The 25270-nt window shown below is 66.2% G+C and carries 24 protein-coding genes; 18 read left to right on the top strand and 6 right to left on the bottom strand.

Annotation, left to right across the window (positions count from 1 at the left end):
• The first annotated feature begins 7 nt into the window (after window positions 1–7).
• From ACMGRF_RS15885 to hemC, 4 genes are all read left to right on the top strand, one after another.
• On the top strand, window positions 8–667 hold the full coding sequence (locus ACMGRF_RS15885; protein ID WP_111190484.1) for an alpha/beta hydrolase: 660 nt from the start codon (window positions 8–10) through the stop codon (window positions 665–667).
• A gap of 3 nt (window positions 668–670) precedes the next feature.
• Window positions 671–1714: a sensor histidine kinase gene (locus tag ACMGRF_RS15880; RefSeq protein WP_181452450.1), complete on the top strand. Its 1044-nt coding sequence runs from the start codon at window positions 671–673 to the stop codon at window positions 1712–1714.
• A 10-nt stretch (window positions 1715–1724) separates the two neighbouring features.
• Window positions 1725–2456: a LytR/AlgR family response regulator transcription factor gene (locus ACMGRF_RS15875; RefSeq protein WP_005419545.1), complete on the top strand. Its 732-nt coding sequence runs from the start codon at window positions 1725–1727 to the stop codon at window positions 2454–2456.
• 637 nt (window positions 2457–3093) lie between these two features.
• Window positions 3094–4005, top strand: a complete 912-nt coding sequence (gene hemC, locus ACMGRF_RS15870) for a hydroxymethylbilane synthase (RefSeq protein WP_049413236.1) — start codon at window positions 3094–3096, stop codon at window positions 4003–4005.
• A gap of 117 nt (window positions 4006–4122) precedes the next feature.
• On the opposite strand, the gene ACMGRF_RS15865 is transcribed toward hemC, so the two are convergent.
• Window positions 4123–4899, bottom strand: coding sequence for a YdiY family protein (locus tag ACMGRF_RS15865; protein WP_049413237.1), 777 nt, complete (start codon window positions 4897–4899; stop codon window positions 4123–4125).
• Between the two features lie 106 nt (window positions 4900–5005).
• The gene (locus ACMGRF_RS15860; protein ID WP_049413239.1) at window positions 5006–5608 is read right to left on the bottom strand and encodes a hypothetical protein; all 603 of its coding nucleotides are present in this window, start codon (window positions 5606–5608) and stop codon (window positions 5006–5008) included.
• A gap of 80 nt (window positions 5609–5688) precedes the next feature.
• Between ACMGRF_RS15860 and ACMGRF_RS15855 the strand changes: the two genes are divergently transcribed.
• Together ACMGRF_RS15855 and ACMGRF_RS15850 are read left to right on the top strand one after the other, a co-directional pair.
• Window positions 5689–6660, top strand: coding sequence for a helix-turn-helix transcriptional regulator (locus tag ACMGRF_RS15855; protein ID WP_005419539.1), 972 nt, complete (start codon window positions 5689–5691; stop codon window positions 6658–6660).
• Between the two features lie 26 nt (window positions 6661–6686).
• Window positions 6687–7481 (top strand): MetQ/NlpA family ABC transporter substrate-binding protein, encoded by a 795-nt coding sequence (locus tag ACMGRF_RS15850; RefSeq protein ID WP_049413241.1) that lies wholly within the window; start codon window positions 6687–6689, stop codon window positions 7479–7481.
• 177 nt (window positions 7482–7658) lie between these two features.
• Here ACMGRF_RS15850 and glpK read toward each other — a convergent pair whose 3' ends face one another.
• From glpK to ACMGRF_RS15835, 3 genes are all read right to left on the bottom strand, one after another.
• Window positions 7659–9158 (bottom strand): glycerol kinase GlpK, encoded by a 1500-nt coding sequence (glpK, locus tag ACMGRF_RS15845; RefSeq protein WP_049413243.1) that lies wholly within the window; start codon window positions 9156–9158, stop codon window positions 7659–7661.
• A 137-nt stretch (window positions 9159–9295) separates the two neighbouring features.
• Window positions 9296–10780 (bottom strand): glycerol-3-phosphate dehydrogenase, encoded by a 1485-nt coding sequence (glpD, locus tag ACMGRF_RS15840; protein WP_099485365.1) that lies wholly within the window; start codon window positions 10778–10780, stop codon window positions 9296–9298.
• A 247-nt stretch (window positions 10781–11027) separates the two neighbouring features.
• Window positions 11028–11663 carry an OmpW/AlkL family protein gene (locus tag ACMGRF_RS15835; RefSeq protein ID WP_005419535.1) on the bottom strand — a complete coding sequence of 212 codons (636 nt, stop codon included), beginning with the start codon at window positions 11661–11663 and terminating at the stop codon, window positions 11028–11030.
• Window positions 11664–11849: 186 nt separating this feature from the next.
• Between ACMGRF_RS15835 and ACMGRF_RS15830 the strand changes: the two genes are divergently transcribed.
• The 3 genes from ACMGRF_RS15830 (at window position 11850) to lpdA (ending at window position 16160) form a co-directional block, all read left to right on the top strand.
• The gene (locus tag ACMGRF_RS15830; protein ID WP_049413246.1) at window positions 11850–12365 is read left to right on the top strand and encodes a DNA-deoxyinosine glycosylase; all 516 of its coding nucleotides are present in this window, start codon (window positions 11850–11852) and stop codon (window positions 12363–12365) included.
• 167 nt (window positions 12366–12532) lie between these two features.
• On the top strand, window positions 12533–14245 hold the full coding sequence (aceF, locus tag ACMGRF_RS15825) for a dihydrolipoyllysine-residue acetyltransferase (protein WP_111096761.1): 1713 nt from the start codon (window positions 12533–12535) through the stop codon (window positions 14243–14245).
• Window positions 14246–14351: 106 nt separating this feature from the next.
• Window positions 14352–16160 (top strand): dihydrolipoyl dehydrogenase, encoded by a 1809-nt coding sequence (gene lpdA, locus ACMGRF_RS15820; protein ID WP_099495706.1) that lies wholly within the window; start codon window positions 14352–14354, stop codon window positions 16158–16160.
• A 444-nt stretch (window positions 16161–16604) separates the two neighbouring features.
• Here the strand turns inward: lpdA and ACMGRF_RS15815 are convergent, their stop codons facing one another.
• A complete protein-coding gene (locus ACMGRF_RS15815; RefSeq protein ID WP_010481314.1) occupies window positions 16605–17423 on the bottom strand; it encodes a hypothetical protein in 819 nt (272 codons plus the stop codon).
• Between the two features lie 456 nt (window positions 17424–17879).
• On the opposite strand from ACMGRF_RS15815, the gene ACMGRF_RS15810 reads away from it, so the two are divergent.
• The 9 genes from ACMGRF_RS15810 to ACMGRF_RS15770 all read left to right on the top strand — a co-directional run bounded on the left by ACMGRF_RS15810 (window position 17880) and on the right by ACMGRF_RS15770 (window position 25096).
• A complete protein-coding gene (locus tag ACMGRF_RS15810; protein ID WP_414485379.1) occupies window positions 17880–18245 on the top strand; it encodes a hypothetical protein in 366 nt (121 codons plus the stop codon).
• 31 nt (window positions 18246–18276) lie between these two features.
• Window positions 18277–19077, top strand: coding sequence for a F0F1 ATP synthase subunit A (gene atpB / locus ACMGRF_RS15805; RefSeq protein ID WP_005411134.1), 801 nt, complete (start codon window positions 18277–18279; stop codon window positions 19075–19077).
• A gap of 73 nt (window positions 19078–19150) precedes the next feature.
• The gene (gene atpE / locus ACMGRF_RS15800) at window positions 19151–19456 is read left to right on the top strand and encodes a F0F1 ATP synthase subunit C (protein WP_005411133.1); all 306 of its coding nucleotides are present in this window, start codon (window positions 19151–19153) and stop codon (window positions 19454–19456) included.
• 106 nt (window positions 19457–19562) lie between these two features.
• Window positions 19563–20033, top strand: coding sequence for a F0F1 ATP synthase subunit B (locus ACMGRF_RS15795; protein WP_005419512.1), 471 nt, complete (start codon window positions 19563–19565; stop codon window positions 20031–20033).
• Between the two features lie 2 nt (window positions 20034–20035).
• On the top strand, window positions 20036–20563 hold the full coding sequence (locus ACMGRF_RS15790; RefSeq protein ID WP_005411131.1) for a F0F1 ATP synthase subunit delta: 528 nt from the start codon (window positions 20036–20038) through the stop codon (window positions 20561–20563).
• Window positions 20564–20607: 44 nt separating this feature from the next.
• Complete coding sequence (gene atpA, locus ACMGRF_RS15785; protein ID WP_005419511.1) at window positions 20608–22155, top strand: F0F1 ATP synthase subunit alpha; 1548 nt, start codon at window positions 20608–20610, stop codon at window positions 22153–22155.
• 97 nt (window positions 22156–22252) lie between these two features.
• The gene (gene atpG / locus ACMGRF_RS15780; RefSeq protein WP_005411129.1) at window positions 22253–23116 is read left to right on the top strand and encodes a F0F1 ATP synthase subunit gamma; all 864 of its coding nucleotides are present in this window, start codon (window positions 22253–22255) and stop codon (window positions 23114–23116) included.
• 37 nt (window positions 23117–23153) lie between these two features.
• Entirely contained in the window at window positions 23154–24560 is a 1407-nt protein-coding gene (atpD, locus tag ACMGRF_RS15775; protein ID WP_005419510.1) for a F0F1 ATP synthase subunit beta, read from the top strand.
• 113 nt (window positions 24561–24673) lie between these two features.
• Entirely contained in the window at window positions 24674–25096 is a 423-nt protein-coding gene (locus ACMGRF_RS15770; RefSeq protein ID WP_005419509.1) for a F0F1 ATP synthase subunit epsilon, read from the top strand.
• Window positions 25097–25270: the final 174 nt, after the last annotated feature.

Here is a 25270-nt window from a genome sequence, read left to right as displayed (position 1 = left end):
CCGCATCATGCTGCAAACGGTGGAACAGGAAACCGGCGCCTCGCCGCAGTGGTCGGTGATCTGGCTGCACGGCCTCGGCGCCGACGGCCATGATTTCGCGCCGATCGTGCCGGAACTGGTGCGGCCGCACTGGCCGGCGCTGCGCTTCGTGTTCCCGCACGCACCCGTGCGGCCGATCACCATCAACAACGGCGTGCCGATGCGCGGCTGGTACGACATCGTGGGCATGGAATTCCGTTCGCGCGCCGACATGGCCGGCGTGCAGGAATCGGTGGTGCAGCTGGACGCACTGATCGCGCGCGAGATCGAGCGCGGCATCGCGCCGGAGAAGATCTTCCTGGCAGGCTTCTCTCAGGGCGGGGCGATCATCCTGACTGCCGCGCTGTCGCGTACCGCGCCACTGGCCGGCCTGATCGCGCTGTCGACCTATCTGCCCGAAGCCGACAGCGCCACGCGTGTTGACGGCGCGGTGCAGGTGCCGGTGTTCATGGCCCATGGCAGTGGCGACCCGGTGATCCCGCAGGCCGTGGCCGCGCACAGCGCGCAGGTGCTGCGTACGCTGGGCCTGGACGTGGCGTGGCACAGTTACCCGATGGCCCACCAGGTCTGTGCCGAGGAGATCCAGGCACTGGCTGACTGGCTGCAGGAACGCCTGGGCGCCGCCTGAGCCATGTCGCCGGCCAGCACACCGCCGTGGATGCCGGAACTGTGCCGCCTGCCACGGCTGGCGGCGATGCTCGGCCTGGCCGAGCTGGTGGTGGTGGTACTGGCGCTGGCGCCGGACGGCAGCCGTCACTGGACCTTCGGCGAACTGCTGTCGGCCAGCGGATTCGCGCTGTGGCTGGCGCTGGCGGTGACCGCCAGCCTTTGCCTGCTGCGGCAGGCCCTGTCGCGGCTGCCGCCGGTGCTGGGCGCCATTGCGGCGACCGTGCTGGCCACCCTGATCGCGGTGGTCTGCGCCGGCATCGTGCACGCGCTGTACGCGGTGCTGGGCGACAACTTCGCCAGTGGCATCAGCTTCTGGCGTTTCACCCTCGGCAGCGCGGCAACCACGGCGCTGATCGCCGCGCTGGCGCTGCGCTACTTCTACGTAAGCGATCGCTGGGCCGCGCAGGTGCAGGCCAACGCGCGCGCGCAGGCCGACGCGCTGCAGGCGCGTATCCGCCCGCACTTCCTGTTCAACAGCATGAACCTGATCGCCAGCCTGCTGCATCGTGACCCGGCAGTCGCCGAGCGCGCGGTGCTGGACCTGTCCGATCTGTTCCGTGCCGCGCTTGGGGCGGGCGAGGGCGATTCCACCCTGCGCGACGAATGCGAGCTGGCCGAGCGCTACCTGTCGATCGAATCGCTGCGCCTGGGCGAACGCCTGCAGGTGCGTTGGCAGCGCGACGAGCCGCTGCCATGGGACCTGCCCTTGCCAAGGCTGGTACTGCAGCCGCTGGTGGAAAATGCCGTGCTGCATGGCATCTCGCGCCTGCCCGACGGCGGCACCATCGAACTGCAGCTGGCGCGCGAGGGCAATGAGCTGCAGATCCGCGTACGCAACCCGGCACCCGATCCGCAGGCGCCGGGGCTGGCGCTGGCACGCGGCGCCGGCCATGCCCAGCACAGCATCGGCCATCGGCTGGCCTGGCGCTTCGGCAGCGCCGCGCGGATGACGGCTGGCTGGAGCGAGGGCTACTATGCCTGCCAGGTGACAGTGCCGATCCAGTGAGGGAACGATCGTGAGGGTAGTCATCGCCGATGACGAACCACTGGCGCGCGAGCGCCTGCGCAGCCTGTTGGCGGCACAGGACGGCGTGGACGTGGTGGCCGAGGCCGGCAACGGCGAGCAGGCCCTGCACGCGTGCGCGGAGCTGCAGCCGGACCTGGTCCTGCTGGATATCGCGATGCCCGGGCTGGATGGCCTGGAAGCGGCCCGCCACCTGGCCAGCTTCGAACCCCGGCCAGCGGTGGTGTTCTGCACCGCCTACGATGCGCATGCGCTGTCGGCGTTCGAGGCTGCAGCGATCGACTACCTGATGAAGCCAGTGCGTGCCGAACGGTTGGCGGCGGCGATCGCACGTGCGCGCACGTTCCTGGCCGGCCGCGATGGTCAGCCACAGGAGCACAGCGGGCAGCAGGCACGCAGCGTGCTGTGCGCACGCCTGCGCGGCAGCCTGCGCCTGATTCCGCTGGACGATATCCACTACCTGCAGGCCGAGGAGAAGTACGTGGTGGTGCACCACGCGCGCGGCGAGGACCTGATCGAGGAATCGCTGAAGTCGCTGGAAGAAGAGTTCGCCAGTCGTTTCATCCGCATCCATCGCAACTGCCTGGTGGCACGCCACGAGCTGGTGGAGCTGCGTCGAGGCTCGGGCGGGCAGGTGCAGGCGGTATTGCGGCATGGCAAGCAGCCGCTGGAAGTCAGCCGCCGGTGCGTGGCGACGCTGAAGCAGGAACTGCGGCATCTGTGAGTGGTCCGCGCGGCCTGCGGCCGCGACTGCTGTGAAATCAACAGCAACAGCAACAGCGGGTTGTCGGCTCTGTGTTGTTGCGTGTTGGGTGAGGCGGGATGGGCGGGCGGGACACGCCGTAAACCCATCCATGGGGGCTCGATGGCGCCTTGCTCGTGTGCGCTGTCCTGCGCACACGGCAAGACCGGGGTTGGGCGTCCTGCCCAACCCGCCCGAGGCATGCCTCGGGCCCATGGCGCCAACGGTCCCGCCCGCCCATCCCGCCTCACCCTCGCGAATTTCCCGGTGACGGACGGCAAGGGCATTGTTGTTATCGAGGGGGGAAGAGGGGTCAGATCCCTTTTCCTGCGGAAAAGGGATCTGACCCCGGAAGCCGTCGGCTGTTGCCTTTGCTTCTGCACTCTTTTTTTTTTGATCTTCCGTGGCTGGCGCACACGGAAACTGTCAAAGGCCGGGCGGGGTGGGTTCGCGGGGGTGTCCGCGGCATGGATGCCGCGGCCAAGCCTCCACGGACGGATTCACGGCGTCCCCCGCGAACCCACCCCGCCCGGCCAAGCGCGATAGATCCAGCCGATGCACCAGCCACGAGGGGCTCCGCCGTTGGCCGTATCCGCGCCGAAGGCGCGATAATGACCGGATGGAAACTGTCCGCATCGCTACCCGCAAGAGTCCGCTCGCCCTCTGGCAGAGCGAACACGTCGCCGACCGCCTGCGCCAGGCCCACCCTGGCCTGCATGTGGAACTGGTGCCGATGAGCACCCGCGGTGACGAGGTGCTGGACCGCTCGCTGGCCGCCATCGGTGGCAAGGGCCTGTTCCTGAAGGAACTGGAGCTGGCCATGCTGCGGGGTGAGGCCGACTGCGCCGTGCACTCGCTGAAGGATGTGCCGATGGAACTGGACGCGCCCTTCGCACTGCCGGCGATGCTGACCCGGCACGACCCGGCCGATGGTTTCGTCTCCAACCTGTATGCCTCGCTGGACGCGTTGCCGATCGGCGCGCGGGTCGGCACGTCGTCGCTGCGCCGCCAGGCCCAGCTGCGCGCGCTGCGCCCGGACCTCGAACTGCTGGATCTGCGCGGCAACGTCAACACCCGCCTGGCCAAGCTCGACAACGGTGGCTACGACGCCATCGTGCTGGCCGTGGCCGGCCTGGAGCGCTTGGGCCTGGGCGAGCGCATCGTCGCACGCCTGCAGCCGCCACAATGGCTGCCGGCGCCGGCGCAGGGCGCGGTGGCGGTAGAGTGCGACGGAGGCAATACGCGCCTGATGGCGCTGTTCGCCACGCTTGATGACGCTGCTACGCGCGCCTGCGTGGAAGCCGAGCGGGCGATGAACCGTGCGCTGCATGGCAGCTGCCACGTGCCGGTGGCGGCGATCGCGCAGTGGCAGGGCGACGACCTGCACCTGCAGGGCCTGGTCGGCAGCGCCAGTGATGGCCGCGCCGTGCGTGCCGAAGCGGTGGGCCCGGCCCGGGATCCGGAGGCGCTGGGCCAGCAGGTGGCGAGGCTGCTGCTGGACGATGGTGCTGGCGAACTGCTGAACGTCTGAGCCATCGCGGGTAGTGCCGGCCACTGGCCGGCAACCTCTTGCCCCGATTGAGTGCAGTTGCCGGCCAGCGGCCGGCACTACCGAAAGAAGAACGGGCGCCCTGGGCGCCCGTTCTGCTTATTTGAACTTGTAGACCACGTTCATCGTGGTCAGCGTATCGGTCTTGCGCTTGTCGACAGCGACGTCGCTGTTGTAACGCGCCTGCCAACCGGCCTTCAGCGCCAGGTGCTCGTTCATGCTCACCGAGACACCGAAGTCGTTCTGGCCGAAGGTGTTGTACGAACCGGACTCGACCAGCAGCGTGTTCACCAGGTCGGTGTTGTCGGTCAGCGAGTACTTCAGGTCGAACAAGCCACGGCCGATCATGCCGGTACGGGTGCGGTCATCCTCGGTGCTGTGGGTACGGCGCACGCCGGGGCCGATCTGCGCGTCGAACGAGAAGCGCTCGGTGTTCCACAGGCGGGTGCCGTAACCCAGACCGAACGAGCTCTGGCGGTCGTAGGTGGCGAAGTCGTCGCGCTCGGTACGCACCGTGGCGGTCAGCTGGCGGTGCTCGCCCAGCTGCAGTGCGCTGCCCGCACTGCCGGTGTAGCGGTTGGCGGTGGTGTTGCTGCGGCGGGTGGTGGTGCCGTCGTCGTTGGTCTCGGTCACCTTGGAGCTGGAGCGCAGGCCGAACAGGTCCATGCTGTGCACCCAGTCGCCGTCGGTGTAGCGCAGGCGCAGGCGGCCGTTGAAGCTCTCGGTGCTGCTGTTGCCACGTGCCGAGGCAAAGCCGAGCTCGCCGCCGCTGCCACTCCACGGCGAGGACATCGCCGCCAGTTCGGAGGCATCCTGCGCGTATGCGAGCGGTGCACACAGCAGCAGGGGGATCAGCAGGGACACGCGCAGGGACATCGAGGCTTCTCCGGAACGGTTAACAGCCGGTGATGATACTGGAAGCGTGATGGCGGTCCGAATCGATCCAAAGCGTGCTTCAGCGAACGTTGCCGCGATCGCCTATTCAGGGCAGATCGACACGCAATGCGGGGTCGTTGAAGCGCGAATAGCGCAGGCGGAGCTGGAAGCTGCGGCCATTGCTGCTGCCGCTGCGCACGATCTGGCGTGGCAGGCCCTGGGCGTCCACCCAGTACTCCAGGCGTTCGCCGGGCTGGCTGCCGCGCAGCCGGTAGTGACGGGTCTCGACCCCGTCCAGCGCCTGGCGGCCGAGGTCTTCGGCCTTCAGGTCGGCGGGCAGGGCGTCGGCCGGCAGCGGGTTGCGCCACTGCTCGAGCAGGCCGGGAGGGGCCGGCACCTGGCGGATCGCACCGTCGGCCTGCAGGAACAGGGTGTCGCCGATGATGGTCTGCGGCCCGGCCGGGGTCTCCACCCGGAAACGGTCGGGTGCAACGAAGTCCATGGCGCTGCGTACCGGCTGCGGCGCGCCCAGCACCTCCAGTTCGGCGTGGAAGCTGCGCAGGGCGGCGAAACGCTGGCTGGCGCCCAGCACCGCCTGTGCCGGATCGGCGGCGGGTACCGGGGCCTCGGTGCCCGCCGGCGCCGGCGCGCGATCGCAGGCAGCCAGCAGCAGGCAGGCCAGCAGGAACAGGGCAGGCAACCGGCGCATCGGGCATTCCATGGGGTGGGGGCGACCACGATAGCCCAAACGTCCCACACAAGACCCGCGACTCGGACATAATCGGGGGTATGGACCGATACGAACGCATCACCGCCCTGCATCGTCTGCTCAAGTCCGCGCGCTATCCGGTGACGGTGGCGACCCTGCAGGACAAGCTCGGTTGTTCCCGTGCCACCGTCTACCGCGACCTGGCCTTCCTGCGCGATGCGCTGATGGCACCGATCGAGGGCGACGGCGAGGCGGGCTTCCGTTACCAGGCCGACGAGAGCGACCGCTTCGAGCTGCCCGGCCTGTGGCTCAGCTCGGAGGAGCTGCATGCCCTGCTGGCCTCGCAACACCTGCTGGCGCGCACCGGCGGTGGCGTGTTGTCGTCGGTGCTGGCACCGCTGCAGCAGCGCATCGAGAGCCTGCTGGCGGCGCAGGCCGGTGTTTCCAGTTGGCCGGTCGACCGCGTGCGGGTGATTCCGCACCGTGGCCGCAAGTTCGACGAAGGCAGCTTCCGCAGCGTGGCCTCGGCGGTGCTGGAGCGCCGCCAGCTGGCGTTCGAGTACCGCGCCCGCTCCACCGATGAGCCGACCAAGCGCACCGTCTCGCCGCAGCGCCTCACCCACTACCGCGACAACTGGTACCTGGACGCCTGGGACCATGACCGCGAGGCGCTGCGCAGTTTCGCGGTGGACCGCATCCACAAGGCACGGGTAATCGACAGTGCCGCCCGCGATGTCGCAGACAGCGAGCTGGACGAGCAGCTCGGCGCCAGCTATGGCATTTTTTCGGGTGCGCCGAAGGGCTGGGCGACCATCCTGTTCAGCGCCAAGGCTGCGCGCTGGGTGGCCGACGAGCACTGGCATTCCAAGCAGCAGGGTCGTTTCCTGGCCGATGGCCGCTACGAACTGAAGGTGCCGTACAGCGTCTCGCGTGAGTTGCTGATGGACGTGCTGCACTATGGTTCGGATGCCGAGATCATCGAGCCGATCATGCTGCGCGAGCAGGCCAAGGCGCTGCTTGAGCTGGCCCTGAGCAACTACGAAAAATCCTGACACTCCCCCCGAGAACCCCGTCCCCCATGAAGAAGACCCTGTTGCTGTCCCTGCTCGCCGCTGCGCTGGCCCTGACCGCCTGCGGCAAGTCCGGCGAGCCCTCGCAGAAGCTGGTGGTGGCCGCCACGGCCGTGCCGCATGCCGAGATCCTCGAGGTGGTCAAGCCGATCCTCAAACAGGAAGGCGTGGACCTGGACGTGCGCGTATTCAACGACTACGTGCAGCCCAACGACCAGCTGGTGCAGAAGCAGGTGGACGCCAACTACTTCCAGACCGAGCCGTACCTGGATGCCTACAACCGCGACCGCAAGACCGACCTGGTGAAGGTGATCGGCGTGCACATCGAGCCGTTCGGTGCGTACTCGCGCAAGGTCAAGTCGCTGGCCGAGCTGCGCGACGGTGCCGACGTGGTGATCCCGAACGATCCGAGCAACAACAGCCGCGCGCTGATCCTGCTGCACAAGGCCGGCGTGATCGAACTGAAGGACCCGGCCAACGCGCTGTCGACCCAGCGTGACATCACCGCCAACCCGAAGAACCTGAAGTTCCGCGAGCTGGACTCGGCGATGCTGCCGCGCGTGCTGGACCAGGTCGATCTGGCCCTGATCAACACCAACTACGCGCTGGACGCCGGCCTCAACCCGACCAAGGATGCGCTGGCGATCGAGAGCAAGGATTCGCCGTACGTGAACTTCCTGGTCGCGCGCCCGGACAACAAGGACGACGCCCGTGTGCAGAAGCTGGCCAAGGCCCTGACCAGCCCGCAGGTAAAGGCCTTCATCGAGACCAAGTACAAGGGCGCGGTGCTGCCGGCGTTCTGATTGCGGCTGATCTGTTGATTTGAATGGTGGGTGTCGACCTTGGTCGACACTGCCTTCCCTGTAGAGCCGAGCCCACGCTCGGCTCTGCAGTTTCCGGCATTTCGCCAGCGGCAGCCGAGCATGGCTCGGCTCTACAGTGTCACTCCACGTGCCGCAGCAGGGCAGGGCATTGCAGTTTCAATCGACGTGGAAGGCGAGGGTGGCGGCAACCGCCTGCTGCCATCCCGCATACAGCTTCTCGCGCCGGGACACCTCCATCTGTGGCTCGAAGCGCCGGTCCAGGCCCCACTGTGCAGCGATCTGTTCGCGGCTGGACCAGAACCCGACGGCCAGGCCGGCCAGATAAGCCGCACCGAGCGCGGTGGTTTCGGTCAACCGCGGCCGCAGCAGCGGCACACCGAGGATGTCTGCCTGGAAGCTGGCCAGGAAGTCGTTGCCGATCGCACCGCCATCGGCGCGCAGTTCGGTCAGCGCGATACCTGCATCGGACTGCATTGCATCGAGCACGTCGCGGGTCTGGTAGGCCATCGCTTCCAGCGCGGCGCGCACGAAGTGCGCCTTGCGCGTGCCACGGGTCAATCCAAACATCGCACCGCGCACATCACTGCGCCAATAGGGCGCACCCAGGCCGACAAACGCCGGCACCAGATAGGCGCCGCCGCTGTCGGGCACCTGCGCGGCCAGTGCCTGGCTGTCGCTGGCACGTTCGATCATGCGCAGTCCGTCGCGCAGCCACTGCACCACCGAGCCGGCGATGAAGATCGACCCTTCCAGCGCATACTCCACGCGCCCGTCCAGGCCCCAGGCAATGGTGGTCAGCAGGCCGTTGCGCGACCGCACCGCCTGCGCGCCGGTATGCATCAACATGAAGCAACCGGTGCCATAGGTGTTCTTGACCATGCCCGGCTGGAAACAGGCCTGGCCGAACAGTGCCGCCTGCTGGTCACCGGCGATGCCGGCGATCGGGATCGGGTGGTCGAAGAAGAACTGCGGCCGGGTGTGTGCATACACCGCACTGGAGTCGCGCACCTGCGGCAGCATCGCGCGCGGGATGTCGAGCAGGGCCAGCAGATCGTCATCCCAGTCCAGCGTGTGGATGTTGAACAACAGCGTGCGCGCCGCGTTGCTGTAGTCGGTCACATGCGCCTGGCCACCGCTGAGGTTCCACACCAACCAGCTGTCGATGGTGCCAAACAGCAGCTCGCCACGTTCGGCGCGCTGCTGCGCACCTTCCACGTGGTCGAGGATCCAGCGCACCTTGGTCGCAGAGAAATAGGCATCGATCAGCAGGCCGGTCCGCTCGCGGATCAGCGCTTCATGGCCTTCGGACTTCAGTCGTTCACAGATGGCGTGGCTCTGCCGCGATTGCCAGACGATGGCGTTGTGGATCGGCTGGCCGGTGGCACGGTCCCAGACCACGGTGGTTTCGCGCTGGTTGGTGATGCCCAGTGCGGCGATATGACGCGGGTCGATCTGCCCGCGGCTGAGCAGTTCGGTCAGCGTGGCATAGACGCTGGTGAGGATCTCGCGCGGGTCATGCTCGACCCAGCCGGGTTGCGGGAAGATCTGTGCAAACTCGCGCTGCGCGCTGCCGATGATGTCGCCGGCACGGTCGAACAGGATCGCGCGCGAACTGGTGGTGCCCTGGTCGATGGCCAGCACGTAGCGGGGCGTCATGCAGCGTCTCCGGTAGAACGGTCAGGGTAACGTACCTCAGCTTTCTGTAGAGCCGAGCCGTGCTCGGCTGCTGTACGCGGAAACCGTCGGGCCATACCCGCCTGCAGCTGCACAATGCGGCCGAGCATGGCTCGGCCCTACGCGGTGGATCGCTCCATCCACGCCTGCAGCCGTGTCACCTGCGCAGCGTCCAGCCGCAACCCCAGCTTGCTCCTTCGCCACAGCACGTCCTCGGCAGTGCGCGCCCACTCATGCTCGCGTAGAAAGACCACTTCCCGGGCATGCAGACCGCCGCCAAACCCCTCGCCAAGATCGTGCAGGCCCCGTACCCCCTGCAGCAGTTCCGCACTGCGACTGCCATAGGCCCCGGCCCAGCGTCGCGCGATACCTGCGGGCAACCATGGTGCCGATACCTGCAGATGCGCGCCCGCCTGCGCGGCGTCGCCCCAGTCGCTGCCTGGCAGCGGGTCTCCGTTTGCTGTCCACGCCGCTCCCATCTGCGGCAGGGCGGGCCGCAGCAGCTCCAGCGCTTCCTCGGCCAGCACCCGGTAGGTGGTCAGCTTGCCGCCCAGCACATGCAGTGCCGGTGCCGGGTCCACCTGCAGCTGCAGGCGGTAATCGCGGCTGAGTCTTGCCGCGCGCGGATCGGGATCAGCCAGCAGCGGGCGGACACCGGCGAACTGCCAGACCACATCTTCCGGCGCGATGGGTTCATGCAGGTAGCGATTGGCCGCTTCGCACAGGTACGCCACCTCTGAAGGCAGCACGCTGCAGCGCGCCGGGTCGCCGCGATAGTCGGTGTCGGTGGTGCCAACCAGCAGGTGGTCATGGGCGAAGGGCAGCAGGAACACCACGCGTCCATCGGGTTGCTGCAGCAGGCACGCGCTGTCATCGGGCCAGGGCCGGCGCAGGACGATGTGGCTGCCTTGTACCAGCCGCAGCGCGGAGCCGCCGCTGCGTGCCTCCATCCGTTCCAGCAGGTCGCCGGCCCACGGCCCCGCCGCATTGGCGACGGCGCGCGCGGTCACCTGCTGCTGGCCATCAGCGGATTCCAGCACGGCCTGCCACCGGCCCTGCAAGGGCTGCAGGTCGATGCAGCGGGTGCGCACACGCACCTGTGCGCCCCGCTGCGCGGCATCCAGGGCGTTGAGCAGCACCAGTCGCGCGTCATCGACCTGCGCGTCGGCGTAGCTGAAGGCCTGCCGTAGATCCGGGGAGAGCCAGGGGCCGAGCGGATCGCGCTGAAGGTCCAGGGCGCGCGAGGCGGGAAATGCCGGGCTGCGACGGCCCAGGTGGTCATACAGCCACAGTCCCACGCGTAGCATCCAGCGCGGGCGCAGATGGGGCTGCCACGGCAGCACGAAGCGCAATGGATGGACCAGATGGGGCGCCAGCCGGCGTACCACCTCTCGTTCGCCCAGCGCCTTGCGCACCAGCCCGAGCTCGCCCTGTTCCAGGTAGCGCAGGCCGCCGTGGATCAGCTTGCTGCTGGCACTGGAGGTATGCGCGGCCAGGTCGTGCTGCTCGCACAGCAGCACGCGCAGGCCGCGGCCGCTGGCGTCACGGGCGATGCCGGCACCGTTGATGCCGCCACCGATCACCAGCAGGTCGACTTCCTCCATCGCGCCTTCGCACCCTGTTTGTGTAGAGCCGAGCCGCGCCGCGCCACCATTGACCGTGGGCGCCATTGAACGTCACGCATCGCAATGCGCGCGGAGCCCGCCGCTCGACTCGGGATAGGGGGCTTGGCTCGACTCTACAAAAAAGCAGTCGAGCATGGGCTCGACTCTACAGAACGCCGGTGACGGAAACGACGACGGGCCCCGAAGGGCCCGTCGCGTTGCATCAGTGAAGCAGGTGCAGCCTGGATCAGAAGCGAGCGCCGATGCCGAAGCCGACGGTCCACGGATCCATCTTGGCTTCGCCGATCTTCTCGCCGCCCACCTTGATGTCCGGGCGGGCGCGCATGTAGCGGGCGTCGGCACGGGCGAACCAGGTGGAGTTGATGTTCATGTCGACGCCGACGGTGCCGATCACGCCCTTGGCATCCTTGAAGCGGATGTCGGTGTCAGCGCCGTTGCCCAGCTTCTCGTTGCTGAAGCTCGACTGGTAGTAGCCGACGCCCACGAACGGACGGAACACGTTGTCAGCCTGGCCGAAGTGGTACTGGCCGCTCAGCGCGACCGGCTGCTGCTCGACCGAGCCCAGGCGGGCGTTGTTCGGGCCCTTGAACTTGTTGTCGAACTTGTCAGCGGCGCCCCACAGTTCAACGGCCCAGTTGTCGTTGATGTAGTAGCTGAAGCTGACGGTCGGCGCCGGACCACCATCGGTCTTCTTCACGCCGGAGATCGGGTCGTTCTTCGGTTCCAGCAGCGAGATGCCGCCAACAACGGCAAAATGCTTGCCCGACGCGGTGTCGGTGCTGCTGCTGTCCTGGGCGAAAGCGGCCGGCGCGAAGGCGGCGGAGGTCAGCAGGGCGAGACTGAGGATACGGATGGAGCGCATGGGGGTATCTCCTAATGTTTCTTGTTTTGGGCCCCCGGTCGCGGGGCGAGCACACCGTAGTCGCCTCAACATGAATCGAATCCGACGCACGTTAAAAAATAGTTTTCCTTGTTCAGCGACGGGTACGGAACGCCTTTATTCATGGGGTCTTTGGCTCCCGGGGACATTCATGCAGTTGGAGAAGATGTGAGTGCAGCAACGTTGTGCATCGGCCTGCAAGCGCAGGTGAACGTGGAGTGCCGGGTGCTGCTGCTGGGCTCGATGCCGGGCGTGGCGTCCCTGCAGGAGCAGCGCTATTACGCCCATCCGCGCAACCGCTTCTGGCCGCTGATGGCCGACATCTGTGGTTTCGACGCGGATCTGGCCTACGCCGCGCGGCTGCAGGCATTGAATGCCGCGGGCATCGGTCTGTGGGATGTGATCGGTCGCTGCGAGCGTCGAGGCAGCCTGGATGCGGACATCGTGCGTGGCACGGAAGTGGCCAATGCACTGCCGGAACTGATCGCCACGTTGCCTGAGCTGACGCTGATCGGCTGCAACGGCGGTGCATCATGGCAGGCGTTCCAGCGCTGGGTGCTGCCGCGGCTGGAGGCCCCGCCACAGGTGGTTGCATTGCCCTCGACCAGCCCGGCCAATGCGGCGTGGTCGTTGCCGCGCCTGCGCCAGGCCTGGCAGCCGGTTGCAGACGCACTGGCGACATGAAGCGGACATCGTCCGGACAATACGCTACCGACTGGTCGCGGCCGGGACCCGTGGGCAACAGCCTGTCCCGGCTGCGTGCGTACTGAAAACACCTGTAACGGTTGGCGCTGGACCCCGCTGGCCGCACAATAGACGTTTCCCTACACCAGATTGCCGGAGTTATCCCCATGGCCGAAATCAAGGAAGCACTTGTCCCCGATATCGGTGACTACAGCGATATCCCGGTAATCGAGGTGCTTGTCGCCGTCGGCGACACGGTCAAGAAGGACCAGGGCCTGGTGACGCTGGAAAGCGACAAGGCGACCATGGAAGTGCCGTCCTCGGTGGCAGGCGTGGTCAAGGAACTGAAGGTCAAGGTCGGCGACAGCCTGTCCGAAGGCAAGGTCGTGGCGCTGATCGAAGTGGCCGAAGGCGAAGCCGCCGCGCCGGCCGCCGCCGCACCGGCACCGGCCAAGTCCGCTGCCCCGGCTGCCGCCACCCAGAGCGCGCCGGCCCCGGCCGCTGCTGCGCCGGCCGCTGCGGCCGCCAGCGGTGGCGCAGTGGAAGCGCTGGTGCCGGACATCGGCGATTACACCGACATCCCGGTCATCGAGGTGCTGGTCGCCGTGGGCGACACGGTCAAGAAGGACCAGGGCCTGGTGACGCTGGAAAGCGACAAGGCGACCATGGAAGTGCCGTCCTCGGTCGCTGGCGTGGTCAAGGAACTGAAGGTCAAGGTGGGCGACACCCTGTCGCAGGGTGCCGTGGTCGCCATCATCGAGGCCGAGGGTGCTGCGGCGCCGGCCCCGAGCAAGGCCGCCGCTGCTGCTGCCCCGGCCGCCGCCGAAACCGCCACCAAGGTCGAGCCGGTCGCTGTGCCGGCGCAGCCGGACAAGCTGGCGGCCCGTGAGATCGCCTCGGCCGGCACCCCGTCCAGCCCGCCGGTACAGTTCAACGCCGATGGCGTGCTGCCGGCCAAGGTGCCGTACGCCACCCCAGCGGTGCGCGTGTTCGCCCGCGAGCTCGGCGTGGACCTGCTGCAGATCAACGGCACCGAGAAGGGCGGCCGCATCACCAAGGCTGACGTGCAGAAGTTCGTCAAGGCCGCGCTCAGCGGTGGCGCGCCGGCTGCCGGTAGTGCTGCCGTCGCCGCCGGTGGTGGTCTGAACCTGCTGCCGTGGCCGAAGGTCGACTTCAGCAAGTTCGGCGAGACCGAAGTCCAGCCGCTGTCGCGCATCAAGAAGATCTCCGGCGCGAACCTGGCCCGCAACTGGGCGATGATCCCGCACGTCACCCAGTTCGAACAGGCCGACATCACCGACCTGGAAGGCCTGCGCGTGGCACTGAACAAGGAGAACGAGAAGGCCGGCATCAAGCTGACCATGCTCGCCTTCCTGATCAAGGCCAGCGCCGCGGCGCTGAAGAAGTTCCCGGAGTTCAACGCCTCGCTCGATGCCAGCGGTGAAAACCTGACCCTGAAGAAGTACTTCCACATCGGTTTTGCCGCCGATACGCCGAACGGCCTGGTCGTGCCGGTCATCCGCGACGTGGACAAGAAGGGCGTGGTGCAGATCGCGCAGGAAACCGGCGAGCTGGCCAAGAAGGCGCGCGACGGCAAGCTGGGCCCGGCCGACATGAGCGGCGGCTGCTTCTCGATCAGCTCGCTGGGCGGCATTGGCGGCACCGCGTTCACTCCGATCGTCAATGCGCCGGAAGTGGCCATCCTGGGCGTGTCCAAGTCCTCCATCCAGCCGGTCTGGAATGGCAAGGAATTCGCGCCGAAGCTGATGCTGCCGCTGTCGCTGAGCTACGACCACCGCGTCATCGACGGCGCCCTGGCCGCACGCTTCACCACGTACCTGTCGCAGGTGCTGGCCGACATGCGCCGCGTGCTGCTGTAAGGCATCGCTTCGCCCCCACCGTGCGGCCGCTGCCCCTGGCGCGGCCGCGTGAACAGATGCAGTGACAGCCCGCCGGCCATGCCGGCCGGGCACAAGGAAAACCACCATGGCCACGATTGAAGTCAAGGTTCCCGACATCGGCGATTACAGCGATGTGCCGGTGATCGAAGTGTTGGTCGCCGTCGGCGACACGGTGAAGAAGGACCAGGGCCTGGTGACCCTGGAGTCGGACAAGGCCACCCTGGAAGTGCCGTCCTCGGCGGCCGGCGTGGTCAAGGAAATCAAGGTCAAGCTGGGCGACACCCTGTCCGAAGGCGCCGTGGTCGTGGTGCTGGACGCTGAAGGCGCCGCCGATGCCCCGGCCAAGGCCGCTGCGCCGGCTCCGGCTGCGGCCGCTCCGGCCAGCAAGCCGCCGGTGACCCCCTCGCACCGCGCCCCGGCCGAGCCGGTGGCACCGAAGCCGGCGCTGTCCAGTGGCAAGCCGGCCGACATCGAATGCGAAATGGTCGTGCTGGGCTCCGGCCCGGGCGGCTACACCGCCGCCTTCCGCGCCGCCGACGTCGGCCTGGATACGGTGCTGGTCGAGCGCTACGCCAGCCTCGGCGGCGTCTGCCTCAACGTCGGTTGCATTCCGTCCAAGGCGCTGCTGCACGCCGCCGCGGTCATCGACGAAGTGGCCCACGCCGGCGATTTCGGCGTCGAGTTCGGCAAGCCGACCATCACCCTGGACAAGCTGCGCCAGTACAAGGAAAAGGTTGTCAACCAGCTGACCAAGGGCCTGGCCGGCATGGCCAAGCAGCGCAAGGTCCGCAACGTGCAGGGCGTCGGCAGGTTCATCTCTGCCAACGAACTGGAGATCACCGCCGCAGACGGCAGCACCCAGCTGCTGCGCTTCCAGAAGTGCATCATCGCCGCTGGTTCGCAGGCGGTGAAGCTGCCGAACTTCCCGTGGGACGACAAGCGCGTGATGGATTCCACCGACGCGCTGGAGCTGGCCGAAGTGCCGGGCTCGCTGCTGGTCGTCGGCGGCGGCATCATCGGCCTGGAAATGGCCACCGTGTACAGCGCGCTGGGCAGCAAGGTCACCGTGGTCGAGTTCATGGACCAGCTGATGCCGGGCGCCGACAAGGACCTGGTCAAGCCGCTGGCCGACCGCCTGAAGAAGCAGGGCATCGACGTGCACCTGAAGACCAAGGCGTCCGGCGTCACCGCCGATGCCAAGGGCATCACCGTGACCTTCGAAGCGGCCGAGGAAGGCCAGTCGCCGGCGCTGGCGCAAGGCACGTTCGACCGTGTGCTGGTGGCCGTCGGGCGTTCGCCGAACGGCAAGAAGATCGATGCCGAGAAGGCCGGCGTGCAGGTCACCGAGCGAGGCTTCATCCCGGTCGACCGCCAGATGCGCACCAACGTGCCGCACATCTTTGCCATCGGCGACATCGTCGGCAACCCGATGCTGGCCCACAAGGCCACGCACGAAGGCAAGCTGGCCGCCGAAGTGGCCGCTGGCCACAAGAAGGAGTGGGTGGCCCGGGTGATTCCGTCGGTGGCCTACACCAACCCGGAAATCGCCTGGGTCGGCGTCACCGAGACCGAAGCCAAGGCCAAGGGCCTGAAGGTCGGCGTGGCCAAGTTCCCGTGGGCCGCCAGTGGCCGCGCGATCGGCATCGGTCGCACCGAGGGCTTCACCAAGCTGATCTTCGATGAGGAGACCCACCGCATCATCGGCGGCGCGATCGTCGGCGTGCATGCCGGTGACCTGCTGGCCGAGATCGGCCTGGCGATCGAGATGGGTGCCGAAGCCGAAGACATCGGCCACACCATCCATGCGCACCCGACGCTGAGCGAATCGGTGGCGATGGCCTCGGAAATCTACGACGGCACGATCACCGATCTGTACATGCCGAAGAAGAAGTAAGGCGCCTGCGCCGTTCCAAATGAAAAGCCCCGGCATTTGCCGGGGTTTTTTTGTTGAGCCTCGATCACTCTCATTGCGAGCGTTCGGGCCGCAGCGCGGGTGGCAGGCATTTGGACAAATGTCCCCCGTCGCCCGCCTGTGGCGGTCGCCTCCTCCTTTACTTTGTCCAAACGCCTGCCACCCGCGCAGCGGCTCGGCTTGCGGATAGTAAGAGCCAGTGCCAAAGCCGCCCGGATGCCTGACACGCGGGGGGAGAGGAGCTTGCGTGCGAAGTAAAGGAGGAGGTGACGGCCGCAGGCCGGCGCCGGGGGACATTCGCACGCAAACCCCTCTCCCCCCGCGCTCGACCAACCTGCTTCTCTGCTCGACGATGCCACAAAAAAGCGCGGCCCCGATGTTCCGGAGGCCGCGCCAGGAGAGAGAGAGCGTGGAAGGGACGAGGGATCAGAACACGAAGCTGACGCCGGCCACCGGGCCCTTGAATTCCTGCTTCAGGCCGATGGTGCCGTCGCTGCCCTTCTTGTCCGCATCGAGCTTGAACCAGTCGTAGCCGGCGAACACACCGAAGTTCTTGGTGAAGCGGTAATCGACGATGGCGTTGGCGCGGCTCAGATCGCCCTTGTAGTCATCGAAGCTGCCCCAGCGCGTGTTGAGGTACTGGCCCTGCAGGGTGATCATCCACTTCTCGGACGGGGTGAAGCTCAATCGCGCACCGACCACCGGCGCCACGCCGTCGGTCTTCTCGTTGAGGAACTGGCCTTCGTACACGGTGCCCAGATCGGCGTAGGCCTTGGTGCTGACCTTGGCGTACTCGGCACCCAGCTGCAGGCCGAGGTCGAACGTATCGGTGTCCACCACCGAGTAGTCATAGACCAGGCTGGCCACCTGGTACTTCAGTTCGCCCTTGACGAAGCTGCCGGACGGCACGTTGACGTCACCGAAGGAGATGTCCTGGCCGAGGGTCTCGCGGCGATCCTTGTCGTACTTGAAATAGTTGAACAGCAGGCGCTGGCGGTTACTGATGCGGAACATGCCGTCAATGCGCGGCTCCCACTCCTTGCCACCCAGCTTGAAGTCCTCGGAGAAGCCGATGTCCTGGCCGGCGACATTGGTCTTGCCGCGGAGCGTGTTGTCCGAGTCGATGTTCATCGCACCCAGGCGCAGGGCAAAGCGGTCGTCGCCTTCGGCGGCGTGGGCGGCGGTGGCGAACGAGGCGCCGGCGGCGAGCAGGGAGAGAGCGAGCAGGGTGGGTACGGGGCGCATCGAAGAGTCCTTGCAGTGGTTCATCAGAATGAAGACCACTGTGCGGGACAGGCCCGTCCACCATCCGTGAACGTATGGTCCACGGCATGTGCACGGTTCAGTGCTGTCGCGACGATGCAAAAAGATGGCCCCGGAGACGGGCTTCGGGGCCATCGTGGGACCTGCGGGGTGGAGCCGACGAGGATGCTGCAGGCAGGTCGAAACATCGGACCCGCGCATCCGGCGAAAGTTCCTCGCCTGCGACCACAGTTCAATACTGCGGTGCAGCATCATGCGGACGTCATTGTCCCCCGGGTGGTACGCAAAAATGTAACCGTTACCGCAACTTGCGGCTTCCGGGGATGAACAGGCAGCGGTTGTCTCGCAAATTGTCCCATTGCTATAATTTGGCGGCTCGATGAGGCCCCCCTGCTGTAGCCGCCTCAGCCTTCCACTTGCAACCACGCGGGACGTCCTGTGCTGAACTCCGTTGATGCGGGTCGGCGACTGATGCTGCGCGCCGCGGTCTACCCGCTGGCCGCGGTCGCTGTCCTGGCCCTGGCCTTCCTGCTGGTCGGTCCGAAATATGCCCTCGGCGCGCTGGCGTCCGGTGTGGCCATTTCGGCCGGTGGCTGGGTGGCGGCAAGGATGGCGCTGGGGGGTGGTGCGGTGGCCGCAGGATCGGCGATGGCTCGCCTGATCACTGCGATCGTGGCCAAGTGGGTCGTGGTTTTCGGCGTCCTGCTGGTGGGGTTCCTGGTCTTCAAGCTGCCTGCATTGGCGCTGTTGGCCGGTATCGCCGTCGGCTTGATGTTCCAGGTCCTGGCCATGGCCAGGCGTTGACAGAATTCAATTAACTGAAGGTTCCGGACACATGGCGGGCGAGGCTCTAACCCCTACCAGCTACATCCAGCATCACCTGCACAACCTGACCGCGCCGGTCGGCAAGGGTGAGGGTATGTTCTGGCATATCCACGTCGATACCTTCCTCACTGCGGTCCTGATGGGCCTGGTGATCGTTGTCGCGTTCTGGCTGGGGACCCGCAAGGCCACCGCCGGCGTGCCGGGCAAGTGGCAGGCCTTCGTCGAGATCTGCCTGGAGTTCGTCGACCGCCAGGCCAAGGACACCTACCACGGTAAGAGCAAGCTGGTCACGCCGATTGCCATCACCATCTTCTTCTGGATTCTGCTGATGAATCTGCTGAAGATGATCCCGGCCGATTTCATCGCCAAGCCGCTGGAATGGGCGGGCGTGCACTACTGGAAGCCGGTGCCGACCGCTGACGTCAATGCCACCCTGGGCATGGCCATCAGCGTGTTCTTCCTGATGCTGTTCTTCGCGCTCAAGTCTAAGGGCCTGGGCGGTTTCATCAAGGAATTCCTGACGGCGCCGTTCGGCAAGTGGATGATGCCGTTCAACCTGATCCTCAACATCGTCGAGTGGCTGAGCAAGCCGATCTCGCTGGCGATGCGACTGTTCGGCAACATGTTCGGCGGCGAAATCGTGTTCCTGCTGATCTGGGTGCTGGGTGGTGCCGGTTTCTTCGGTGCCATTGCCGGTGGTGTGTTCGGCCTCGGCTGGATGCTGTTCCACCTGCTGGTGATCCCGCTGCAGGCCTTCATCTTCATGATGCTGTCGATCGTGTACCTGAGCCTGTCGGAAGACGCTCACTGAGTTTCAAGCTTCAACGCGTTTCAACCTTCATCCGTTTCATCACCCTTAGCAACTTAAGTTCCTGGAGATAACCATGTACTTCGCCGTCCTGACCAACTTCGCGCAGATTCAGAGCTCCACCGCCCTTGCCGTCGGCATCATGATCGGCCTGGCCGCGCTGGGCGCCGGTCTGGGTCTGGCCATCATGGCTGGTAAGTTCCTGGAGTCGGCCGCCCGCCAGCCGGAACTGATCCCGGTCCTGCAGGTCCGCATGTTCATCACCGCCGGCCTGATCGACGCCGCGTTCATCATCTCGGTCGCCGTTGGCCTGCTGCTGGCCTTCGCCAACCCGCTGTCGGCTGCCTTCGCTGGCGCCGTCACCAAGGCTCTGGCCGGCTGATACAGCGGTTTGAGACGACCGGGTGCTGATGCACCCGGTTTCGGATGAAGGCCGGATGTGCCGCTTCGGCGGCGCGTCCACCCCGAAACCAGCGATCGAGCTAACCATGAATATCAATTTCACCCTTCTTGCGCAGGCGCTGGCCTTCGCTGGTCTGATCTGGATCATCGCGACCAAGATCTGGCCGCCGCTGATGAACGCGATCGAAGAGCGCCAGCAGAAGATTGCTGAAGGCCTCGCTGCTGCCGACCGCAGCCAGAAAGATCTGGCCCAGGCGCAGGAGAAGGTCAACGAAGCGCTGAAGGAAGCCCGCACCAAGGCCAACGAGATCATCGATCAGGCCCATGCGCGTGCCAACCAGATCGTTGATGCTGCCCGCAACGAAGCGATCACCGAAGCCACCCGTCAGAAAGAACTGGCCCAGGCTGAAATCGACGCCGCCGCCAACCGTGCCCGTGAAGATCTGCGCAAGCAGGTGTCCGCGCTGGCCGTGACCGGTGCCGAAAAGCTGCTCAAGCGCGAAATCGACGCCAACGCCCACAAGGCGCTGCTCGACGAGCTGGCCTCGGAGATCTAAGGATGAGCCAGGCCCTCACGCTTGCCCGCCCGTACGCCCGCGCCGCGTTCGCGACCGCGCGCGACGAAGGCGCGTTCGCGCCGTGGTCGGACGCCTTGGCGTTCTCCGCCCACGTCGCCGCCGACCCGCGCGTGGCGGCCCTGCTCGCCAACCCGGAGCTGGGTCGTGACGACGCCGTCGCCCTGCTGGCGCCGGTGTCCCACGGCGAGACCTACTCGCGCTTCCTGGCCATCCTGGCCGAATCGCATCGCCTGCCGCTGCTGCCGGAAATCTCCGGCATGTTCGACGCCCTGCGCGCCGAAGCCGAGCACGTGGTCAAGGCCACCGTCACCTCGGCGGCCGAACTGTCGGCCGGTGAACTGGACGCGATCAAGGTCGCGCTGCGCAAGCGCTTCAACCGCGAGGTCGACGTGACCACCGCGGTCGATGCCTCGCTGATCGGCGGCGCCGTGATCGACGCCGGCGACGTGGTCATCGATGGTTCGCTGAAGGGCAAGCTGGCCCGTCTGCAGACCGCGCTCGCTAACTGAATTCATTTAACGTCCGGCCCCGCTGCCGGCACTAGGACTTGACGATGGCAACCACGCTCAACCCCTCCGAAATCAGCGAACTGATCAAGAACCGCATCGAGAAGGTCAAGCTGGCCGCGGAATCGCGCAACGAAGGCACCGTGACCAGCGTGTCCGACGGCATCGTGCGCATCTTCGGTCTGGCCGACGTGATGCAGGGCGAAATGATCGAACTGCCGAACAACACCTTCGCACTGGCCCTGAACCTGGAGCGCGACTCGGTCGGCGCCGTGGTCCTGGGTGACTACGAGCACCTGCGCGAAGGCGACGTCGCCAAGACCACCGGTCGCATCCTGGAAGTGCCGGTCGGTCCGGAACTGCTGGGCCGCGTCGTGAACGCGCTGGGCGAGCCGATCGACGGCAAGGGCCCGCTGGGCACCGACCTGACCGCTCCGGTGGAGCGCGTTGCTCCGGGCGTGATCTGGCGCAAGTCGGTCGACCAGCCGGTGCAGACCGGTTACAAGTCGGTCGACTCGATGATCCCGATCGGCCGTGGCCAGCGCGAGCTGATCATCGGTGACCGCCAGACCGGCAAGACCGCCATGGCGATCGATGCGGTGATCAACCAGAAGGGCACCGGCATCAAGTGCGTGTACGTTGCGATCGGCCAGAAGGCGTCGACCATCGCCAACATCGTGCGCAAGCTGGAAGAGAACGGCGCGCTGGCCCACACCATCGTGGTGGCCGCGACCGCTTCCGAATCGGCTGCCATGCAGTACATCAGCGCCTACTCGGGCTGCACCATGGGTGAGTACTTCATGGACCGCGGCGAAGACGCGCTGATCGTGTACGACGATCTGTCCAAGCAGGCCGTCGCCTACCGCCAGATCTCGCTGCTGCTGAAGCGTCCGCCGGGCCGCGAAGCCTACCCGGGTGACGTGTTCTACCTGCACTCCCGTCTGCTCGAGCGCGCTGCCCGCGTGTCCGAGGAGTACGTCGAGAAGTTCACCGAAGGCAAGGTCACCGGCAAGACCGGTTCGCTGACCGCGCTGCCGATCATCGAAACCCAGGCCGGCGACGTGTCCGCGTTCGTTCCGACCAACGTGATCTCGATCACCGACGGCCAGATCTTCCTGGAAACCGACCTGTTCAACGCCGGCATCCGCCCGGCCGTGAACGCCGGTATCTCGGTGTCGCGCGTCGGTGGCTCGGCGCAGACCAAGATCATCAAGAAGCTGTCGGGCGGTATCCGTATCTCGCTGGCCCAGTACCGTGAGCTGGCTGCCTTCGCGCAGTTCGCCTCGGACCTGGACGAAGCGACCCGCAAGCAGCTGGAGCGTGGCCAGCGCGTCACCGAGCTGATGAAGCAGAAGCAGTACGCGCCGATGTCGATCGCCAACCAGGCGCTGTCGATCTACGCCGTCAACGAGGGTTACCTCGACGACGTGCCGGTCAACAAGCTGCTGGCGTTCGAAGAAGGCCTGCACGCCCACTTCGCCAACACCCAGGGCGAGCTGATCAGCAAGGTCAACGCCACCGGCGGTTGGGACAACGACATCGAAGGTGCCTTCAAGAAGGGCATCGCCGAGTTCAAGACCACCGGCAGCTGGTAATCGCGGTCCTGTAGAGCGGAGCCTCCGGCTCCGCTGGACCAGATGACAAACGGTTGAACAACGCGGGGCATCAGCCCCGCGCCACGGGAAACAAGAGATGGCAAGCGGACGCGAAATCAAAACCAAGATCAAGAGCGTGCAGAACACCCGCAAGGTGACGCGCGCCCTGGAAATGGTCTCGGCCTCCAAGATCCGCAAGGCGCAGGATCGGATGAAGACCTCGCGTCCGTACGCGCAGGCGATGAAGCAGGTGATCGGTCATCTGGCCCAGGCCAGCACCGACTACCAGCATCCGTTCCTGGTCGAGCGCGAGCAGGTCAAGCGGGTCGGTTTCATCGTGATCTCCTCCGATCGCGGTCTGGCCGGCGGCCTGAACAACAACCTGTTCCGCAAGATGCTGGGCGAAGCCAAGGCATGGCAGGACAAGGGTGCCGAAGTGGACCTGGTGACCATCGGCCAGAAGGCTTCGACCTTCTTCCGCCGCGTGAAGGTCAACATGGTCGGCAGCGTGACCCACATCGGCGACGTGCCGAAGCTGGAATCGCTGATTGGTGTGATCAAGGTCATGCTCGACGCCTTCACCGAAGGCAAGATCGACCGCGTGTACCTGGTCTACAACCGCTTCGTGAACACCATGGTGCAGAAGGCCAGCTTCGATCAGCTGCTGCCGCTGCCGCCGGCTGAGAAGCAGGTCGCTCACCACGACTGGGATTACCTGTACGAACCCGATGCCGCGACCGTGCTCGAGCACGTGATGACGCGTTACATCGAGTCGCTGGTGTACCAGGCACTGCTGGAAAACGTCGCCTCCGAGCATGCCGCACGCATGGTTGCGATGAAGGCGGCGAGCGACAACGCCAACAAGCTGATCGGCACCCTGCAGCTCGTCTACAACAAGGCGCGCCAGGCAGCGATCACCCAGGAAATCTCCGAAATCGTCGGCGGCGCGGCAGCAGTCTGACCGCGTTCGTTCAAAGCACACATTAGAGGATGCAGCAATGAGTCAGGGCAAGATCGTTCAGATCATCGGCGCGGTCGTCGACGTCGAATTCCCGCGTGAATCGGTGCCGAAGGTGTACGACGCACTGAAGGTGGAAAACACCGAGATCACCCTCGAAGTCCAGCAGCAGCTGGGCGACGGCGTGGTGCGTACCATCGCCCTCGGTTCCACCGACGGCCTGAAGCGCAACCTGGTTGCCGTCAACACCGGCCGCGGCATCTCGGTGCCGGTCGGCGCCGGCACCCTGGGCCGCATCATGGACGTGCTGGGCCGTCCGATCGACGAAGCCGGCCCGGTCGCTGCCAGCGACAACTGGGAAATCCACCGCGCTGCGCCGTCGTATGAAGACCAGTCCCCGGCCACCGAGCTGCTGGAAACCGGCATCAAGGTCATCGACCTGATGTGCCCGTTCGCCAAGGGCGGCAAGGTCGGCCTGTTCGGCGGCGCCGGCGTCGGCAAGACCGTCAACATGATGGAGCTGATCAACAACATCGCCAAGGCGCACAGCGGCCTGTCCGTGTTCGCCGGCGTGGGTGAGCGTACCCGTGAGGGCAACGACTTCTACCACGAAATGAAGGACTCCAACGTCCTGGACAAGGTGGCGATGGTGTACGGCCAGATGAACGAGCCGCCGGGCAACCGCCTGCGCGTCGCGCTGACCGGCCTGACCATGGCCGAGTACTTCCGCGACGAGAAGGACGAAAACGGCAAGGGCAAGGACGTCCTGTTGTTCGTCGACAACATCTACCGCTACACCCTGGCCGGTACCGAAGTGTCGGCACTGCTGGGCCGCATGCCGTCCGCCGTGGGTTACCAGCCGACCCTGGCCGAGGAAATGGGCGTCCTGCAGGAGCGCATCACCTCGACCAAGAACGGCTCGATCACCTCGATCCAGGCCGTCTACGTTCCCGCGGACGACCTGACCGACCCGTCGCCGGCGACCACCTTCGCCCACCTGGACTCGACCGTCACCCTGTCGCGTTCGATCGCCTCGCTGGGTATCTACCCGGCCGTCGATCCGCTGGACTCCACCAGCCGCCAGATGGACCCGCTGGTCATCGGCCACGAGCACTACGACACCGCCCAGCGCGTCCAGCAGACCCTGCAGAAGTACAAGGAACTGAAGGACATCATCGCGATCCTGGGCATGGACGAACTGTCCGAAGAGGACAAGCAGGCCGTGTCGCGCGCCCGTAAGATCGAGCGCTTCTTCAGCCAGCCGTTCCACGTGGCCGAAGTGTTCACCGGTTCGCCGGGCAAGTACGTGCCGCTGAAGGACACCATCCGTGGCTTCAAGGCCATCGTCGATGGCGAGTACGACCACCTGCCGGAGCAGGCGTTCTACATGGTCGGCGGCATCGAAGAAGCGGTCGAGAAGGCCAAGAAGATGGCCGAGAAGGCCTGATCCGGGACGGGCGGGAGCGATCCTGCCCGACCTGACGCCGGCGCCGGGCAACCGCCCGCGCCGGTGGACCCCCACGGTGGCATTGCGCCACCGCGAACAGCGAAGAGATTTGCATGAGCACGATCCGTTGCGACATCGTCAGCGCCGAGCAGGAAATCTTCCGTGGCGAAGCGACCCTGGTCGTGGCCACCGGTGAGCTGGGCGAACTGGGCATCGCGCCCAAGCACGCGCCGCTGATCACCCGCCTGAAGCCGGGCAAGGTGGTGGTGACCACGCCGAACGGCGAGCAGCTGGATTTCGCCATTTCCGGCGGTATCCTGGAAGTGCAGCCGCAGGTGGTGACCGTGCTGGCCGACACCGCGATCCGCGCGCAGGACATCGACGAAGCCTCGGTCCGCAAGGCCAAGGAAGAAGCCGAACGCATCCTGGCCAACCGCGGCGAAGCGATGGAAGTGGCCGAAGCCCAGCAGAAGCTGGCTGAAGCCGTCGTCCAGCTGCAGGCCCTGGAACGCCTGCGCAAGAATCTCAAGCACTGAGGTTCGCGCTGCACCCACGAGAACGTCGGCCCAGTGCCGGCGTTTTTGTTTGTGCTGGCGGGGCAGCGCCGACTGGGTAGAGTCGACTGTCACTCGACCATCGCGCGCAGCGCGGGATTTTCGTGGCATCGAGGAAGAGCAGTCGACCGACAGTCGACTCTACCGATCCCGATC

This window comes from Stenotrophomonas sp. EMP41 (assembly GCF_047495535.1).
Taxonomy (GTDB): Bacteria; Pseudomonadota; Gammaproteobacteria; order Xanthomonadales; family Xanthomonadaceae; genus Stenotrophomonas; species Stenotrophomonas sepilia.
The sequence above is the reverse complement of the archived record's forward strand: the minus strand, read 5'-3'. Positions and strand labels throughout refer to the sequence as shown.